15 protein-coding genes, 1 pseudogene and 1 riboswitch are annotated in these 16,449 nt (G+C 70.8%); of the genes and pseudogenes, 1 reads left to right on the top strand and 15 read right to left on the bottom strand.

The features are described 5' to 3' along the window. Window positions 1–30: 30 nt before the first annotated feature. The 13 genes and pseudogenes from AC31A1_RS00305 to AC31A1_RS00245 form a co-directional block, all read right to left on the bottom strand. Window positions 31–180 (bottom strand): annotated as a pseudogene (locus AC31A1_RS00305) (TauD/TfdA family dioxygenase); the annotation flags it as partial. A 258-nt stretch (window positions 181–438) separates the two neighbouring features. Beyond that, window positions 439–1,230: a hypothetical protein gene (locus AC31A1_RS00300; protein ID WP_489651199.1), complete on the bottom strand. Its 792-nt coding sequence runs from the start codon at window positions 1,228–1,230 to the stop codon at window positions 439–441. Window positions 1,231–1,281: 51 nt separating this feature from the next. Beyond that, entirely contained in the window at window positions 1,282–1,530 is a 249-nt protein-coding gene (locus AC31A1_RS00295; protein WP_489651198.1) for a DUF6059 family protein, read from the bottom strand. Then, window positions 1,506–2,732 carry a dipeptidase gene (locus AC31A1_RS00290; protein ID WP_489651197.1) on the bottom strand — a complete coding sequence of 409 codons (1,227 nt, stop codon included), beginning with the start codon at window positions 2,730–2,732 and terminating at the stop codon, window positions 1,506–1,508. Before AC31A1_RS00290 ends, AC31A1_RS00295 begins: the two co-directional genes overlap by 25 nt. Further along, the gene (locus AC31A1_RS00285; RefSeq protein ID WP_489651196.1) at window positions 2,729–4,414 is read right to left on the bottom strand and encodes a dipeptide ABC transporter ATP-binding protein; all 1,686 of its coding nucleotides are present in this window, start codon (window positions 4,412–4,414) and stop codon (window positions 2,729–2,731) included. Before AC31A1_RS00285 ends, AC31A1_RS00290 begins: the two co-directional genes overlap by 4 nt. Further along, a complete protein-coding gene (locus AC31A1_RS00280) occupies window positions 4,407–5,387 on the bottom strand; it encodes an ABC transporter permease (protein ID WP_489651195.1) in 981 nt (326 codons plus the stop codon). Before AC31A1_RS00280 ends, AC31A1_RS00285 begins: the two co-directional genes overlap by 8 nt. Window positions 5,388–5,390: 3 nt before the next feature. After that, on the bottom strand, window positions 5,391–6,476 hold the full coding sequence (locus AC31A1_RS00275; RefSeq protein WP_489651194.1) for an ABC transporter permease: 1,086 nt from the start codon (window positions 6,474–6,476) through the stop codon (window positions 5,391–5,393). Continuing rightward, window positions 6,473–8,107 (bottom strand): ABC transporter substrate-binding protein, encoded by a 1,635-nt coding sequence (locus AC31A1_RS00270; RefSeq protein ID WP_489651193.1) that lies wholly within the window; start codon window positions 8,105–8,107, stop codon window positions 6,473–6,475. Before AC31A1_RS00270 ends, AC31A1_RS00275 begins: the two co-directional genes overlap by 4 nt. 238 nt (window positions 8,108–8,345) lie before the next feature. Beyond that, window positions 8,346–8,455, bottom strand: a riboswitch (SAM riboswitch). Between the two features lie 76 nt (window positions 8,456–8,531). Then, the gene (locus AC31A1_RS00265) at window positions 8,532–9,068 is read right to left on the bottom strand and encodes a P-loop nucleotide/nucleoside kinase family protein (protein WP_489651192.1); all 537 of its coding nucleotides are present in this window, start codon (window positions 9,066–9,068) and stop codon (window positions 8,532–8,534) included. A gap of 5 nt (window positions 9,069–9,073) precedes the next feature. Further along, on the bottom strand, window positions 9,074–10,138 hold the full coding sequence (locus AC31A1_RS00260) for an LLM class flavin-dependent oxidoreductase (RefSeq protein WP_489651191.1): 1,065 nt from the start codon (window positions 10,136–10,138) through the stop codon (window positions 9,074–9,076). Window positions 10,139–10,418: 280 nt separating this feature from the next. Next, window positions 10,419–10,967, bottom strand: a complete 549-nt coding sequence (locus AC31A1_RS00255) for an AAA family ATPase (RefSeq protein WP_489651190.1) — start codon at window positions 10,965–10,967, stop codon at window positions 10,419–10,421. A gap of 48 nt (window positions 10,968–11,015) precedes the next feature. Beyond that, window positions 11,016–11,444 carry an ATP-binding protein gene (locus AC31A1_RS00250; protein ID WP_489651236.1) on the bottom strand — a complete coding sequence of 143 codons (429 nt, stop codon included), beginning with the start codon at window positions 11,442–11,444 and terminating at the stop codon, window positions 11,016–11,018. Window positions 11,445–11,821: 377 nt separating this feature from the next. Continuing rightward, window positions 11,822–12,658, bottom strand: coding sequence for a helix-turn-helix domain-containing protein (locus tag AC31A1_RS00245; RefSeq protein ID WP_489651189.1), 837 nt, complete (start codon window positions 12,656–12,658; stop codon window positions 11,822–11,824). Between the two features lie 112 nt (window positions 12,659–12,770). On the opposite strand from AC31A1_RS00245, the gene AC31A1_RS00240 reads away from it, so the two are divergent. After that, window positions 12,771–13,364 carry an NADPH-dependent FMN reductase gene (locus AC31A1_RS00240; RefSeq protein WP_489651188.1) on the top strand — a complete coding sequence of 198 codons (594 nt, stop codon included), beginning with the start codon at window positions 12,771–12,773 and terminating at the stop codon, window positions 13,362–13,364. Here the strand turns inward: AC31A1_RS00240 and AC31A1_RS00235 are convergent. Beyond that, window positions 13,352–15,679, bottom strand: coding sequence for an FUSC family protein (locus tag AC31A1_RS00235; RefSeq protein WP_489651187.1), 2,328 nt, complete (start codon window positions 15,677–15,679; stop codon window positions 13,352–13,354). The genes AC31A1_RS00240 and AC31A1_RS00235 overlap by 13 nt on opposite strands. Window positions 15,680–15,978: 299 nt before the next feature. Then, window positions 15,979–16,404, bottom strand: a complete 426-nt coding sequence (locus tag AC31A1_RS00230; RefSeq protein WP_489651186.1) for an ankyrin repeat domain-containing protein — start codon at window positions 16,402–16,404, stop codon at window positions 15,979–15,981. Window positions 16,405–16,449 lie beyond the last annotated feature (45 nt).

The raw sequence follows: 16,449 nt of genomic DNA, 5'->3' as shown, positions 1-16,449 counted from the left end.
CACCGCGGTCAGGGCGACTCCGAGGCGGGGCTACGACGTCGCGACGGGACCGACGGGGGTGTCTCCGCGCAGCGTGATGCGGTGCATGACGCTGCGCTGGTCGCCGTAGTCGCGGTTGGCGTAGGGCGAGGTGCCGCGGTTGTCCCACAGGGCGACGTCGCCCGGCTGCCAGCGGTGGCGAGAGCGAAGGACACGTCCGCCGGACGTGGAACGGCACGGAGCTGACGGAAGGCGTCGGCTCCGCGCCGGCACGATTCGACGAACAAGCGGGAAACCAGGCGGAAGAACGCCGAATGCCTCGGGGACGGACGCGCAGGACACGGTCCGAGACGATCTCGGACGGGTGGGGCGTCTCAGAGGCAGCGGGTCAGAGACAACAACACCAAGCCGTGCGACGGCACAGGTCGACCACCAGACGGCGCGACAGGGCTTCGTGAATCATGGGGGTGGTTCTACAGCAGTTCGAGGGCTGCGCACCAGGTGTGTCCACGCTGTGGAACGACCGTGCCGGCCACACCGTTGGATGTTCACGAAGGTGCAATGAAAGCGCGTTTCCGGCCCGGTACAGCCGGGAACGCGCCTCCGACGGGCCGGTGACCGGTGTGGGCAACCGCTCGGCGCGAGTGCCGGGGCGCGGGGACGCACCTGTCCAGACTGGGTGAGCCGAGCGAGCCGGTCGCGTTCTACGAGCGGATCCCGTCGTACGTCCGGGTCGTCACACCCTCCCGTGAGCAACATGCGCGGAATGGCCTCGTCGATCAGGGCCGAGGTGGAGCGCGCGCTGTCGTGGTGGGAGCTGCCGTCGAAGGGCCGTGCCTCGTCCCACGCGCCGGTCAGGGTGCGCCGTAGCGCCGTGACCACGGACTGCTCGCGCACCCGCACGTCGAACCTGGCCGCCTCCGGCAACAGCACCCGGAGGAGTTCGGAGCGCGTGCCGGCGCACCGCAGCCATCTTCCGCGGTCCAGGTCCGCGGGTTCTTCCCAGGGGTCCTGGGTGGGAAGGGGGAACAGGATCTCCCGCTTCGCCTCGACCGTGATCGTGGTGAGGATCCCCCGGGCGGCCCTCGGGTCCTCGATGCGTTGCACGTGCGGATGCTGGGGCTCACCCGCGAAGTTCTCCTGGTACAGCGGCAGCAGACTGTGCATCTGCTGCCGCAGCCGCTCCAGTTCGTGCTGCCGCTGGCGCAGCGCCTGGTCCTGCTCGACCAGCAGTTTGAGGGAGGTAGACATCGGATGCAGGAGTCGCAGCCGTACAGGCGCGAGCGGACCGCAGGACCCTGCTCAAACCGTCTGGCCGAGGTCTGACCACAGCTCCCGCTCCGCATCCGTCAGCGGGATGTGGGCGGCGAGGCACTCCGGGTGGCCGTACGGCGGTCCGCCGTGCGGCTCCGGTGTCTTTTCGCGGGCCGGGAGCTCGGGCAGCGGGAGTCCCCCCAGGCAGCAGCCGACCGCAAGCAGACCCGGTGTCCACCGGGCGAACGCGTCGGCCCATCGGCGTCGGCGGCTCACCGCAGCGGAGCCGTCGGCCACAGCGGTTCGGTCGCTCGGTGCTCGGCCTCGCGCAGGACGCGCAGCACGTTGCGGCCGGTCAGTGCCTCCAGGTCGGACCGGGACCAGCCGCGGTCGGCGAGTTCGCGCAGCAGCACTGGGTAGCCGGAGACGTCGGCGAGCCCGGTGGGCTGGTGGTCGACGCCGTCGTAGTCGCCACCGAGGCCGATGTGGTCCCGGCCCGCCACCTCACGGGCGTGCTCGACATGGTCGGCGACCTGGGCCACCGTCACCTCGGGCCGGGGGTGTTCCTCGGTCCAGCGCCGCAGCCGGTCGTCGGCGGATGCTGCGAAACCGGCCGCGAGTTCCTTGGCGACCTGGGCCGGGTCCTCGCCCGGCCGTGGTGCGCGCGGCCAGGTCCAGGGGTGCGAGGGCAGCCCGAGGCGTTCCCGCTCGGCCTGCAACTCCTGTGCCCACTCCGCGACTTCGGCCGAGATGAAGTACGGGACGAAGGTGAGCTGGATGACACCGCCGTTGTCCCGCAGCAACTCCAGGACGGGGTCGGCGACATTGCGCGGGTGGTCGTTGAGGGCGCGTGCGGAGGAGTGGCTGAACAGCACCGGGGAGGTCGATGCGGCGAGCGCCGCGCGCTGGGTGGAGTCGGCGACATGGGAGAGGTCCACGAGCACGCCGGTGCGGTTGAGTTCGGCGACGATCGCGCGGCCCGTGTCGTTCAGGCCGCCGACGCCGGGCTCGTCGGTGGCCGAGTCCGCCCAGGTGGTGTTGTCGTTGTGGGTGAGGGTCACATACCGGACGCCGAGCCGGGCGTAGGACCGCAGGACGCCCGGGGACTCGGCGAGGCTGTGGCCGCCCTCGATGCCGAGCAGGGAGGCGATCCGTCCGTCGGCGAGCGAACGCTCGACGTCGGCCGCGGTGTAGGCGATCCGCAGGGTGTCCGGGTAGCGGGCGACGAGCCGGTACACGGCGTCGATCTGCTCCAGCGTGGCCACCACGGCCTCGGGTTCGGGGAGTTGGGACGAGACGTACACCGACCAGAACTGCGCGCCGACCCCTCCGGCGCGCAGCCGGGGCAGGTCGGTGTGGAGGTCGGGGCGCCCGTCGTCCAGCCCGTCGACGCTGTAGCCGGATCGGGCTCGCAGCGCCAGCGGGAGGTCGTTGTGGCCGTCGATGACGGGGGTGCTGCTCAGTACCTCGTCGACGAGGTCCGCCACGGTGTCGCTCATGCGCGTGCCACTCCTTCGTCCAGCGCCTCGGAGGCATCGACGGTCCGGCCCCTGCGGCGGCTCTGCCGTACCGGGTCGGCGACGGGCAGGGAGGCGACCAGCCGCCGTGTGTAGTCGTCCTGTGGACTGCCCAGCACCGCGGCCGTGGAACCGGACGCGGCGATCCGGCCGCGGTGCAGCACGACGACACGGTCGGCGACCTGCTCGACCACCGCGAGGTCGTGGCTGATGAACAGGGCCGCGAAGCCCAACTCCCGTTGCAGTTCGGTGAAGAGGTCGAGCACCTTCGCCTGGACGGAGACGTCGAGGGCGGAGGTCGGCTCGTCCGCGACGATCAGTGGGGGCCGCAGGGCGAGCGCCCGGGCCAGCGCCGCGCGCTGCCGTTGGCCGCCGCTGAGTTCGTGCGGATAGCGGTCGCCGTAACTGCTGGGCAGATGAACGGAGTTCAGGAGCGCCTCGACCTCGGCGCGGATCGCGGCGGCCCCGAGTTCGCGCCGGTGGACGGTCAGTGGTTCCGCGACGCTGTCGGCGATGGTGAGGAGCGGGTTGAAACTGGACGCGGGGTCCTGGAAGACGTAGCCGATGTGGCCGGCCCGGCCGCGGGTGCGGCGGCGGGCCGTCAACGGCTCGCCGAACACAGTGAGTTCACCGCCGGTGACGGCCGTCAGACCGGCGACCGCGCGGCCGATGGTGGTCTTGCCGCTGCCGCTCTCCCCCACCAGCCCGAGCACCTCGCCCGGGCGGATCTCGAAGCTCACGCCGTCGACCGCGCGGAAGCCCTTCCTTCCCAGTCGTCCGGTGTAGTCCACGACCAGCCCGGCGGCCCGTACGACGGGTTGCTCGTCGCCCGTCGCGGAGGTCTGCGTCCGGCTCCGCTCCCCGAAGACCGGTACGGCGGCGAGCAGTTCGCGGGTGTACGGGTGGACGGGCGCGGCGAACAGGTCGCGGACCGGGGCCTGTTCGACGATCTCGCCCTCGCTCATCACGGCCACCCGGTCCGCGAGGTCGGCGACGACGCCCATGTTGTGGGTGATGAGGAGGACGGCGGTGCCGAAGTCGGTGCGGCAGCGGTGCAGGAGTTCGAGGATCTCCGCCTGCACGGTGACGTCGAGGGCCGTGGTGGGCTCGTCGGCCACGATGAGCCGGGTGCCGAGGGCGAGGGCCATGGCGATGACGGCGCGTTGCTTCTGGCCGCCGGACAGTTGGTGGGGGTAGTGGTTCACGCGGGTGGCGGGGTCGGGGATGCCGACCTTGTCGAGCCATTCGACGGCCAGGGCCCGGCGTTCGGCCTTGCTGCCGCCGTGGCCGTGGGCGCGCAGGCCTTCGGTGAGCTGCCAGCCGATGGTGAAGACCGGGTTGAGTGCGGTGGACGGTTCCTGGAAGACCATCGCGGCGTGCGTGCCGCGCAGGGCGCGCAGCCGGGCAGGAGACGCGGTGAGGACGTCCTCGGCGGGGTCGGCGGTGCCGTCGCCCAGGAGGACCCGGCCGCGGGCGGTCGCGGTGGCGGGGAGCAGACCCAGGACCGACTTGGCCGTGACGGTCTTGCCGCTGCCGCTCTCTCCGACGAGGGCCAGTACCTCGCCCGGTGCGACGGACAGGCTCACGCCGTTCACCGCGGGGGCGGCGCCGGCGTCCGTGGCGAAGGTGACGTGCAGGTCCTCGATGCGCAGGAGGTCAGTCATCGTCCGCGCCTCCGTCCGTTCCGGTGGCGGTCGCCTTCGCGGCCGTGCCGCCGCGTCGCCGCAGTCGCGGGTCCGCGAGGTCGGTGAGGCTCTCGCCGAGCAGAGTCGTGCCGAGCACGGTGAGCACGATGGCCAGGCCGGGCGGGATCGCGGTCCACCACAGCCCCGAAGTGACGTCCGCCACCGAGCGGTTGAGGTCGTAACCCCACTCGGACGCCGAGTTGGGTTCGATGCCGAAGCCGAGGAAACCGAGCCCGGCGAGGGTGAGGATGGCCTCGGAGGCGTTGATGGTGAAGATCAGGGGGAGCGTGCGGACGGAGTTGCGCAGCACGTGCCGGAACATGATCCGCCAGGTGCCGGTGCCGATCACCCGGGCCGCGTCGACGAAGGGCTCGGCCTTCACGCGGGTCACTTCGGCCCGTACGACACGGAAGTACTGCGGTACGAACGCCACGGCGACCGAACAGGCCGCCGCGCCGAGACCGCCGACGAGGCTCGACTGTCCGCCGCTGATCACGATCGACATGACGATGGCGAGCAGCAGCGGCGGAAACGCGTAGAGCGCGTCGGCCAGCCCCACCAGCAGCCGGTCGAGGCGCCCGCCGAGATAGCCGGAGGCCAGCCCCAGTACGGTGCCGGGGATCACCGAGAGCAGCAGCGCGGCGAGGATGATCTCCAGCGCGGTCCTGGCGCCCCACACCGTACGGGAGAGCACGTCGTACCCGGCGATGGTGGTGCCCAGCGGATGGGCGCCGCTGGGGTGTTGCTGCGAGCCGAACAGCCTTCCCCCGTCCTGGAGTTGTGCGTATCCGTAGGGGGCGAGCAGCGGTCCGAGGAGGGCGGTGAGGACGAACAGCACCGTGAGTACGGCGCCGGTGAGCAGCATGGCGCGCTGTATCGAACCGCCGGTGTGAAGTCGTGCGCGCATGCGGTCGGACAGCAAGGTGGGCCGCCGCACGAGGAGTTGGGCCACGGCTCAGTACCTCACTCGGGGATCGATGAGGGCCGCGACCACGTCGACGAGGAAGTTCGTCACCGCCACGACGACGGCGAACAGGGCCACGATGCCCTGCACCGCCGGGAAGTCACGGACCGTCAGATAGTGGGCGAGTTCGTAGCCGAGGCCCTTCCACTCGAAGGTGGTCTCCGTCAGCACCGCTCCGCCGAGCAGTCCGGCGACCTGGAGTCCCAGGACGGTGACGACGGGGATCAGGGCGGGCCGGGTGGCGTGCCGGGTGACCAGGCGGAAGGGCGCGACGCCTCGGGAGCGGGCGGCCTCGACGTAGTCGGCGCCGAGGGTGCCGATCAGGTTCGTGCGGACCAGCCGCAGGAGGATGCCGGCGACGAGCAGCCCCAGTGCCACGCCGGGCAGTACGGCGTGTTTCAGCACGTCGGTGACGGCTGCTCCGTCGCCGCTGCGGAGGGCGTCGACGAGGTAGAAGCCGGTGGTGCTGGTCTGGTTCTGGAGGAAGAGCTGGACGTCGGTGCTCGCCCGTCCGGAGGCGGGCAGCCAGCCGAGTTGGATGGCGAACACCAGCTTCAGCAGTAGCCCCACGAAGAACACGGGGGTGGCGTAGGTGAGGACGGCGAAGAGCCGCAGTGCCGCGTCGGGCGCGCGGTCGCGGTACGAGGCCGCCACCATGCCCAGCGGTACACCGACGGCGAGGGCCACGAGGAGGGCGTAGCAGGCGAGTTCGACGGTGGCGGCGCCGTAGGTGCCCAGGACATGGGTGACCGGTTCGTTGTCGGTGACGGTGCGGCCGAAGTCGCCGGTCGCCAGGGATTTCAGATAGTCGAGGTACTGGGTGAGCAACGGCCGGTCGTAGCCCGCCTGATGGAGTTTCGCCTGGAGCTGGTCCGGGGTGAGCCGGTCGCCGAACGCGGCGCTGATCGGGTCGCCGGTGGCACGCATCAGGAAGAACACCAGGCTGACCAGGATGAACACGGTGGGGATGATGAGGAGGAAGCGGACCACCAGGTAGCGGGCGAGTCCGTACCCGGCGGCGCCGTCGGCGGGGGTGCCGACGACGCCCGGGGTCGTCTCCTGGGTCAGGGCGCTCACTTCTTCGACAGTCCCGCCCAGCGGAAGGTGTACGCGCTGGTCAGCGCGTCCGGCACACCGCTGACATCGGTACGGGTGACGATCGCGGTGGACCCCTGGAGCAGGGGCAGCAGCGGCACCTGCGCGGCGGCCTTGTCCTGCGCCTGCTTGAGGAGTTCGGCGCGCTTGGCCGCGTCGGTCTCGGTCTCCTCCTTCTGGATCAGCGCCCGTACGGCGGGGTCGTCGTAGCCGTTGGCGACCCAGCTGTTGGCGGAGTAGAAGGGCGAGAGGTAGTTGTCGGCGTCCAAGTAGTCGGCGTACCAACCGAGTTGGTAGAGCGGGTAGAGGTGCTTGACGCGGTCCTTGCCGTACTGGGTCCACTCGGTGGACTGGAGGTTCACCTTGAACAGGCCGGTGGCTTCGAGCTGGGTCTTGACGAGCGCGTACTCGTCGGCCGAGGACGAGCCGTAATGGTCGCTGTTGTACTGCAGGTTGAGGGTGACGGGGGTGGTCACCTTCGCCGCCTTCAGCCGTGCGGCGGCCGCTGCCTTGTCGGGGCCGCCTTTCTTGTCGCCGTAGAGCGACTTGAAGGAGTCGGTGGCGCCGGTGAGTCCGTCGGGCACCGAGCTGTACAACGGCTGGTAGCTGTTCTTGTAGACCTGCTGGGCGAGTTGGGCCCGGTCGACGGAGTCGGCCACGGCCTGACGGACGGCGAGCGCCTTGGTCTTGTCGGCGTCCTTGGTCTTGGTGCCGTAGGGCTGGGTCTGGAAGTCGAAGACGATGTAGCGGATGCCGTTGCCGGAACCGGTGTGGACCTTGATGTCCTTCTTCTTGGCCAGGTCGTCGAGGTCGGCGGTGGTGAGTGTGCGGTAGACGGCGTCGACGGTGCCCTGCTGGACGTCGAGCTTCAGGTTGCTGGCGTCGGTGTAGTACTTGAGCTGGATGTTCTTGGTCTTCGGGGTGCCCAACTGGCCGCCGTAGGCGCTGTTTTCGGTGAAGGAGACCAGCGAGTTCTTGTCGTAGCCCGTGACGCCGTACGGGCCGTTCCAGGGCTTGGCCGTGACGATGGCCTTGTCGTCGAGGATCTTGTCCGCGGGGAAGGTCTGTTCGTCGACGATGTAGCCGGCCGCCGTGGACAACACCTGCGGAAACAGGGTGTCGTCGGCGGACTTGAGGGTGAAGACGACCGTGGTCGGTGACGGGGCGGCGACCGAGGCGAGGTTGTACAGGAGGGACGAGGGGCCGTTCTCGTCGGCGATCTTCAGTGTGCGGTCGAAGCTGAACTTGACGTCGGAGGAGGTGAGTCGGTGGCCGTTCGCGAACTTCAGGCCCTTCCTCAGCGTCACCGTGTATTGCTTGGGACCCGTCAGCTCGATGCCGGTGGCGAGGTCCGGGGAGACCTCCGTGGCGCCGTTCTTCACGCTGAGGAGGGTCGCGTAGACCTCGCTCTCGATGGTGCCGGAGCCCGCGTCCCAGGCGCCCGCCGGGTCGAGGCTGGTCACCTGGTCGGTGGTGCCGACGGTGATCGTCGGACCGTCGGAGCCGGTGGACGTCTTGCTGCTGGTGCAGCCGGTGAGGGCGACCAAGAACGCCGTGCCGAGGGACAGGGCGCCGAGGGGTCGAAGCGGTCTGACGGTGCTGGAGTGTGCCATGGCTGGTCTCTGTCTCCGCATGGTGGGTGCGCGAAAGGGGTGCGGCAGGCAGGACATGCCGGGCGCGCGCTGTCGCGTGAAGGGGGAGGGTGAAGGTGAGAGTGCTGCGCGAGGAGCGGGTCAGCTGTGACAGAGACAGCTGGAGACCAGCAGCAGATCCACATGACGCCGGGAGCACAGCACGAGGCCGGTTGCCACGTCGTCCTCCTAGGGGTGTCGCCGGCAACTGAGGCCGGTGGGAACGCACTTGCAGAACAGGAACATCCGCCGAGCCGTCACCTGGGGCACCCCACTGCGTCGAGGGTTGCCGTCCGGCCAGCCAGGGCTTGATCACCGGAACTCGTAGCTCGCGCTCACCGTAGATCGACTGCTCTGCCTGCGTCAAGACGTCCCCGGGCCTCGCACCGGTGCGAGGGGAAAGCGCTCACCGCCGCGGCAGGAGCCGGAGTCGATCGAGGTGGTGGAGAAGGGAGTTGAGCGATTCCCGCGGTCCCTGTCCGGCGGTGTCGAGGGTGATGTGGTCACGGTTCCAGGGTTCGTAGTCGCGGCGGCGGACCTGCTGCCAGTCCGGAAGCGGCAGATCGGGAATGTCGACCGACCGGGAGGTCACCCGGTGCCGATGCTCGGCCGGATCCGAGCAGATCACTTCAACCTCCACGACCGGGATGCCCGCCCGGGCTCCCGCGTCGCGCCAGCTGTCGCGGGTGACGGCCAGCGGGTTGACCGACTCCGCGATCACGGTGAGACCCTGCCGGAGGTGTTCCTCGGCCAGGGCGTACCCGACGACGTATCCGGCCGGCCCGACAGGGTGCTGGGCCTGGCCGGAGCGGACGAGTGCCTGCTCGATGGTGTCGACGCGCAGGTGCACCGCCCCGACGTGTGCGGCCAGGAGCCGGGACAGCGTGGTCTTCCCAGTGCCGGGGAGCCCGCCGATGACGATGAGGACGGCGTTCGGCAGCACGCGGATCAGCGCAGCCGGGGCAGGAGTTGGTCGCCGACGCGGATGATTTCCTGTTTGTAGGGGGTGTCGGAGAGGACGAAGTGAGTGATGCCGAGCTTGCGGTAGTTGTCGAGCGCCGTGGCCAGGTCGGCGGCGGAGCCGACCAGCCAGGTCGTCGCCGCTCCCCCGCCGCCGAACCTGCCCGGCGTGGTGTACAGGCAGGTGTCGAGCACCTCACCGCCGGCAGCGAGGTCGTAGAGCCGCTGTTGTCCGACGGCCGTCTTCCGGTTGCCCGTCCAGGTCAGCTCGTCGGCCGAGCCCGCCGCCATGCGGGCGACCCTTTCCTCCGCCGCCCGCCACGCCTCCTCCGTGGTGTCGCGCACCACGGTGGTGATCCGCAGGCCGAATTCGAGCGGCCGGTGCCGGCGGCCGACCTGGTCGCTCAACGTCCTGAGCCGGTCGATGCGTTCGGCGAGCCCGGCAAGGGGTTCGCCCCAGAAGAGCTGCACGTCCGCCTCGGCCGCCGACACCCGCTCGGCGGCCTCGGACGCGCCGCCGAAGTAGAGCGTCGGATGTGCTCTGCCGGCCGTCGTCCAGGGGCGGGGCGCGACCGTGGAGCCGCTCACCTGGAAGTGCTCACCGGCGAACGTCACGTCCTCCTCGGTCCACAGCCGCCGTACGAGACGCAGGAACTCCTGGGTGCGCGCGTAGCGTTGGGCCGGATCGCTGCGGGTGTCGCCGTAGGCGGCCAGGTGGTCGAGGCCGCCGACGATGTTGACGAGGACCCGGCCGCGGCTGAGCTGGTCCAAGGTCGCTGCTGCGGCGGCGAAGTGGGCCGGCTGCCAGTAGCCGGGACGGATCGCGATCAGGGGCTTGAAGGTGGTGGTCCGGGCGGCCAGCGCGGTGGCGACGGTGAAGGTGTCGGGGCGGCCCCACCCGGTACCGAGGAGCGCGCCGCCCCACCCGTGTCGCTCGGCGGTGCGGGCGAGGTCGGTGGAGTACTCGATGGAGCCCCAGCCGTCCGTCGTGTCGTCGCCGCGGTGGCCCGGCTCGACGGTGTTGGGGATGTACCAGAGAAATTCCGGGCTCATCGTGCTTCCGATCGCAGCGTGACCGACGACGAACCTAGGGGTGTCCGGGTCGGTGAGTGCAGGGGCGTCCCTCGAACCGCGGCTGAGGTCAGCCGGGCGGAGGGGAACGCGGCGTGGATCTGTGGATCTGCGAGCCGTGGATCAGGGGATCAACACAGGGCGCTGGACACGCGGACAAGGTCGACGCAGCGCTCCTTGGTGAGCAGCAGGACCTTGGTCATGTGATCGAGTTTCTGAGGCATCGACCCGAATGTCAATGCGCCCCAAGTCAGCGGGGTCATCACGCCGAGAGCCGCGCCATGGTCTCCGCGATCAACGCCACCCGATCGGCGATTTCGCCGGCCGGCACCTCCACGAGGTCGTAGCCGAACCGCCGATAGCTCTGTTCGTGGATCCGCTCGAACTCCAGCGACTCCTCGTAGCTGATCCGGCGTGCGGCGGTGGGCCGGCAGAAACCGATCGTGCGGACGAAGAAGACCTGCTGCTCGTAGACCCGCTCGCGGGTGATCCTGTCGATCTCGGCGGAGAGCGTCTCGGGGACGGGGCGTCCGAGGTAGACGCCGAGAGCGTGCGTGCAGATCGGAGACCTGTCGTAGACCTGCACGGTCGCGTCTCCCGTCGTGGGCGACATCTGCCGTCGACGCTGGAGGGCGGCGACTTCCTCGACGAAGTCGGCCCGGGCCCAGGGCTCGGGGTGCCCTGCGGCCTGCCCGTCCGCGATGATCGCGGTCGCCGCCTCCTCGACGACGTCGAATCCGCGTTCTTGGAGTTGACGGAGGATCGATGTCTTCCCCGCGCCGGGCGCACCGGTGAGGACGTACCGCTTCATCGTGAACCCCCGGAGTTTTTCGGGCCGTTGGTGTGGACGTATGCCGGTTCAACGGCCCCGCGACGGCGCCGAAGGGCCTGGCACATGGAAACAGGCACTGACCGACTTGCCGTGGGGGCAGGAGTGCGACTCCCAGGTGTCGGCCATCGCATCCACGAGGAGCATTCCGCGTCCGCCTAGGCGTTCCGTGCTCGCCTCGCGCGGAGTGGGCAGGTCGCTGGACTTGTCGTGGACGGAGACGTGCAGGCAGTGGTCGTCGCACGTCATCACCAACTGGGCGCTGCTGTGGGCGTGCCGGTGCGCGTTGGTGACCAGTTCGGAGACGGTGAGCAGTACGGCATCCACCGTTTCCGGGGCGGTGGCGGTCCAGTCGAGCGCCTCCAGATGCTTGCGCGCCCAGTCCCGGGCCGACTTCACCTCGCTGTCCAACGGCAGGGTGCGGGCCCAGCCCACTGCCCGGAGCGACGAACCTTCCACAGCGATCAATCCTCCCTCGGTAGCGTGTGCCGCCCGACTGGCTCGCCCGTGAAGTCCGTCGGCGTGGAGCGGGTGGGCTCAGCCGCGGCCGCGAAGTCTGGCCAGCAGGCGCTGGGCCTGGGCCCGGCGGCGCGGGTCGGCGGCGGCTCGGCGTACTTGGTCCGCCGTGCGTCGCCCCTGGGGGCTCCTGGCGAACCGCTTGATACGCTCCATTACGCGCGGCATGACGCTCCTCTCCTCCGGTCCGACGAGCATCGAACCGTTCACTGTCCCGGCTACCCCGGCCGGGTCGGATCAGCCATGTCACCTGGTACGGGGCGCGCTACTGCCCAGCGACGAAGCGGCACCACAGGCCGTCCACCGGGGCCCGGGGGGTGTCAGGAGATGGCCCGGAGCCGACCGTGCGACCGGCGGCGGAGTTCGTCGAGGGCCTGTGCCGTGCTGTCGTCCGCGGGCAGCAGGACGACCAACTGCTGGGCGTCCGCGGGGAGTTCGAGCGTCTCGCGGAGCAGGTGGAGTGCGCACCCGGACGGGTGGGCGAGGCGGAGGGTCCCGCGTCGCGGAACCACATGCCGGTTCAGGCGGCGCGTGAAGTCGGGGCCGGCGACGGACGCGAGTTCCGTGGTGAACCATTCGGAGTTCCCCACGGTCGGTCCGAGCCACAGGTCGAAAGCCTGCTCGTCCGCGACGTCGTCCCAGTCCGTGAAGAACGTCCGTGCGCGGGGGTCGGTGAAGACGTAGCGCGTGACGTTCGGCGTGTCGGTGTCGAGCAGTCCGGTCCCGCGTACCAGCGACTCGTAGCCGCTGGTGTGGGCGAGGACGTCCCCAAGTCGGTTGGTGACCAGGGCGATTCCGGGTTCGAGGAGGCGGAGCGTCCGCAGGATGGACGGACGGATCTCGCGGGGCGGCGGCCCCGGTCGCGTGTGGGCTGAGCATTCGCCGCCGGTGATCTTCGTGAGGTAGCGCAGATGGTCGCGCTCCGACGCGTTGAGGCCGAGCGCGTCGGCGAGCGAGCGCACCACGGCCACCGAGGGATTGCGGTCGCGGCCCTGCTCGATGCGCGTCAGGTACTCGACGCTGATGCCGGCCAGCGCGGCGAGATCCGAGCGCCGCAGGCCGGGTGACCGGCGGCGGCCGCGATCGGGCAACCCCAGCGACTGGGGCTGAATGCTGTCTCGCTTGGTCCGGATGAAATCCCCCAACGGCGAACCCATGGCGTGAGTTTACGGCGCTGCCCGCTCGTCGCGGAGTGCTCGGAGTGGCCCTGCGGGGGCCAGCCTGAGCACGGTCTGGCTGGGAGCGCGGCGCCGTCCGATCGTGGCGGGCATGGAGAACAGACCTCAGCTCGTGATCATCGTCGGAAGTGTGCGTGAAGGACGGTTCGGCCCGGTCGTTGCCTCGTGGGTGGCCCAACAGGCCGGTCTGCACGGTGTCTTCGAGGTGGAAGTCGTCGATCTGGCCGAGTTCGACGTCCCGTTGGCGCTGCCCGCGGCATCACCGAAGCACGCCGGCACCAACTACCCTCGCCCGGCCGGGATGACGGCGCTGACGGCGGCACTGACGGACGCCGACGCGTTCGTCGTGGTCACGCCGGAGTACAACCACAGCTATCCCGCGTCGCTGAAGGCGGCCATCGACTGGCACTTCACGCAGTGGGCGGCCAAGCCGGTCGCCTTCGTCAGCTACGGCGGTGCCGCGGGTGGCCGGCACGCGGTACTGCACCTGGAGAACGTGCTGACCGAACTGCACGCGGTGACGGTTCGCGACGGTCTCGCCTTCCCGAACTACTTCACCTCGTGGCAGGACGGCCGTCCGCTCGATCCCGGGTCCGCCACCTACGCCCGGACTGTGCTCGACCAGCTGGCCTGGTGGGCGATGGCACTCCGGTCGGCGCGCGAGGCCGTTCCCTACCCGGGGTGAGGTGGATCGATCCTCGCCTCACGTGCCGGATCGCTCGGCTTCGCCGCGGCCGCCAGGCTGGGCTGGAGGCGGCGGGCCGCGTTGAGGTGGTCGGCGGTCCAGATGATGCGGACCGCTGTCGCCGTGGCGTGTCCGTCGTCGCCGCGCAGATCGCGGCGCAGGGAGTGGACCAGGCGTGCCTCCTCGTCTGGGTCGCGGGACAGCGGAGCGGGCACGGCGGTGTGCCGGCCGAGTCCCGCGGCCAGGTCCCGGTACCAGCCGGACAGCCGGCCGACCGTGTCGAGCAGCGTGAGCCGGGCCTCGGAGCGATCGGGTTCGATCCGTTCCTCACCGCCGTTGCGCTGCCACAGTTCCAGTACCGCGTCCGAGGCGAGGCGCAGTCCTACGACCCCGGTGACCAGGGTGGTCATGTCGGACAGGCGTACCGGCTTGGCGCCGCGTTCGGCGAGGTAGCCGCGGAAGGCGTCGTCGAGCCGGCGGGCCGCGGCGGCCGCCTGCCGGCCCGCCTCCACCGGGGCGTCGGTCGGAATGCAGCCGATGCTGCACCGGCTCGCCGCGTACTCCACCGTGTCGGCCAGGTAGCGGGCGCTTTCGGTGTACGCCGCCGACAGCGCACGGTCGACGGCGGCCGCGGCGCCCCGCGGCCAGAAGAACAGGCCCACCAGGACGCTCACCCCGCAGCCGAGGGCGATGTCCTCGATCCTCAGCAGCACGATGTGCCAGTCGGGGTCCTGGCCGATGTTGAACAGGATGACGAGGGTGACGGTGAAGGCCGCCTGACCGGCCGCGAACGAGATGGCGGCGGGGGCGATGCCGGCGACGAGTACGGCGACGGGGAGCAGGAACCAGAGCACGGTGCTGTGGTGCCCGATGAGCTGGAGCAGTCCGGTCCCGATGAGCGAACCGACCAGCGTGCCGCCCAGGGCACGGAGCGCGTTCTGCCCGGTGTTGAGCGCGTTGGAACGCAGCACCGACAGGGTTCCCAGCAGCACCCAGAACGAGTGCTGGACACTCGTCGCGTTCGCCAGGGCCACGGCGATGCCGAGGCCGAGCGCGCCCCGGAGGCTGTTGTGCAGCCAGACCGAGCGCGGTTCCAGGTGTGCGGCGGCGCGCTCGGCGGCGGAGGCCAGCGGCTGGGTCAGTGCGCCGGGTTCCGTGCCCAGCAGCCGCTCGGGCCAGCTGCGGCGCTCGGCGGCCGCGGCCAGGTCCACGTTGCCGGCGATCTGGAGGGTGGCGAACCCCAGTTCCTGGGCGCGGAAGGACAGGTCGAGGGTGGCGATGAAGGCGCGGACCTCCGGCTCCGTGCCGGGTTTCGGCCGGTGCACGGGCAGTCGGTGGGTGGCGCGGGCCTCCATGCCGTCCATGGCCGTGCGCAGGTTCGCCAGGGCGGCGCGGAGGGCGTCGGGCGCGTTGCGTGGGGCGTCGAGAATGTCGGCGGCCTCGTCCAGGGCCGTGGCCGCCGCACGCCGTACGGCGTGGGCGTCGGCGTCGCAGGCCCGGGGGTCCTCCGATGGGGGGCCGCTGTCGGCCACGATGGCGCTCAGCCAGGTCAGTTCGTCGACCAGCCGGACCAGTGCGCGGGAACCGGCGGACAGGCCTGTGGGCCGGTAGAGCGTGGCGTCGAAGGCGGTGCGCAGGTCCGCCGCCGCCGCTGCGGCCTGGCCGGCGGTGGCCTCGCACTGCCGGACGGTGGGCGCGTCCGGGCCGCCGGCCAGCCAGGAGGCGTCGGTACGCAGTTGCGCCGCGGCCGCGCGGCAGACCCGGGCGGCGGGTGCGCTGAGCGGGTCCGCCGCGGGCCGGGGCCACAGCAAGGAGATCGCGAGCATGGCGGCCGCCGCCGCGAGGCCCGCTCCGGCGAGCCGGTCGGGGAGCTGTGACAGCGGGGCGGGCGAGGTCACCGGGAGGATGAAGGCCAGCAGCAGCGCGGTCGTCGCCCCCGCGAGGACGGAACTGACCACGCCGGAGAAGAGGATGAGGAAGCCCACCACGACCATGGCGGCGATCGCGAGCCAGGTCGTGCGGGCCACCAGTGTGCCGAGGCAGATGAGGACCGCCCAGGCCACGGCCAGCCCCACGTGGGCGCGCAGGCGCTGCACCATGGGGCCGGTGAACTCCACCAGCAGAAGCATCGAGAACGACCCGAACGCCGCGTAGGTCGCCATCGTCGCGGAGTCCAGCACCTGACTGCACAGGGCGAACAGGGCGGGCATCACCAGCGCGGTGCGCGCGGCCCGCCGGGTCGCCACGAGCCCCGGATCGTGGTCGCGCAACCAGGTGGGGATCCGCCCGCCCAGGACGCGCCAAGGTTTCTCCATGCGCCCGCGCACCTCCTGTCGGCACGACACCCACGTGCCCCGCCGATCACGAGTATCCGGCATGCACGGCGGATGGGTCACGGTTCGATGACGAAGGTCCGCGCGGTGTCCCCCGCGTGACGGCCTGAGGCGTGGGGGTGGTGGGACGGCGGTCGGGCCCGCCCCGACGGGTCAGCCTCTCGGGCCTTCCCTCCACGACGAACGTGAGGTGCGAAGCTGAGTCCCTTGGCGGAACCTCGGCTTCGTCCCGCCGGCTCACCCAGTACGTGTCGATCGTCGTCCGCAACCCCAACCAGCGCCTATCGGCTCCCACTTGCGCCCGCTGCGGTGAGGAGGGCGACTGTCGCGGGATGGGAACCGTGGCGCGCCCACTCCAGGGGCGACCAGCCTGTGCCGTGGTCTTCCCGTGCGTTCGGATCGGCGCCGTGGGCCAGCAGCTCGCGCACCGTGTCGGCGTGCCCCCAACACGCCGCCGCGCACAGGGGCGCTCCCTCCGCACCGATTCCGCCGCTCTCGGTGTCGGGAGAGGCACCGGCCGACAGGAGCAGCCCGACGATCAGGGCTTGTCCGTTCACCGAGGCGGCGTAGAGCGGTGTGGTGCCTTCGCTGTCGGCCCGCTCCGGGTCGGCTCCGGCGCGCAGTACCGCGGTCACAACGGCGGTGTCCCCGGCCTGAATTGCTCCGAAGAGACGTCCGGAGAGCTTCTTCTGCCGCCGCTGGTTCATGGCCCGAGACTACGGTCGAGCCGTGCGGCGGAGCCACAGATATCC

The organism is Streptomyces sp. P5F9, assembly GCF_057961495.1.
The sequence above is the reverse complement of the archived record's forward strand: the minus strand, read 5'-3'. Positions and strand labels throughout refer to the sequence as shown.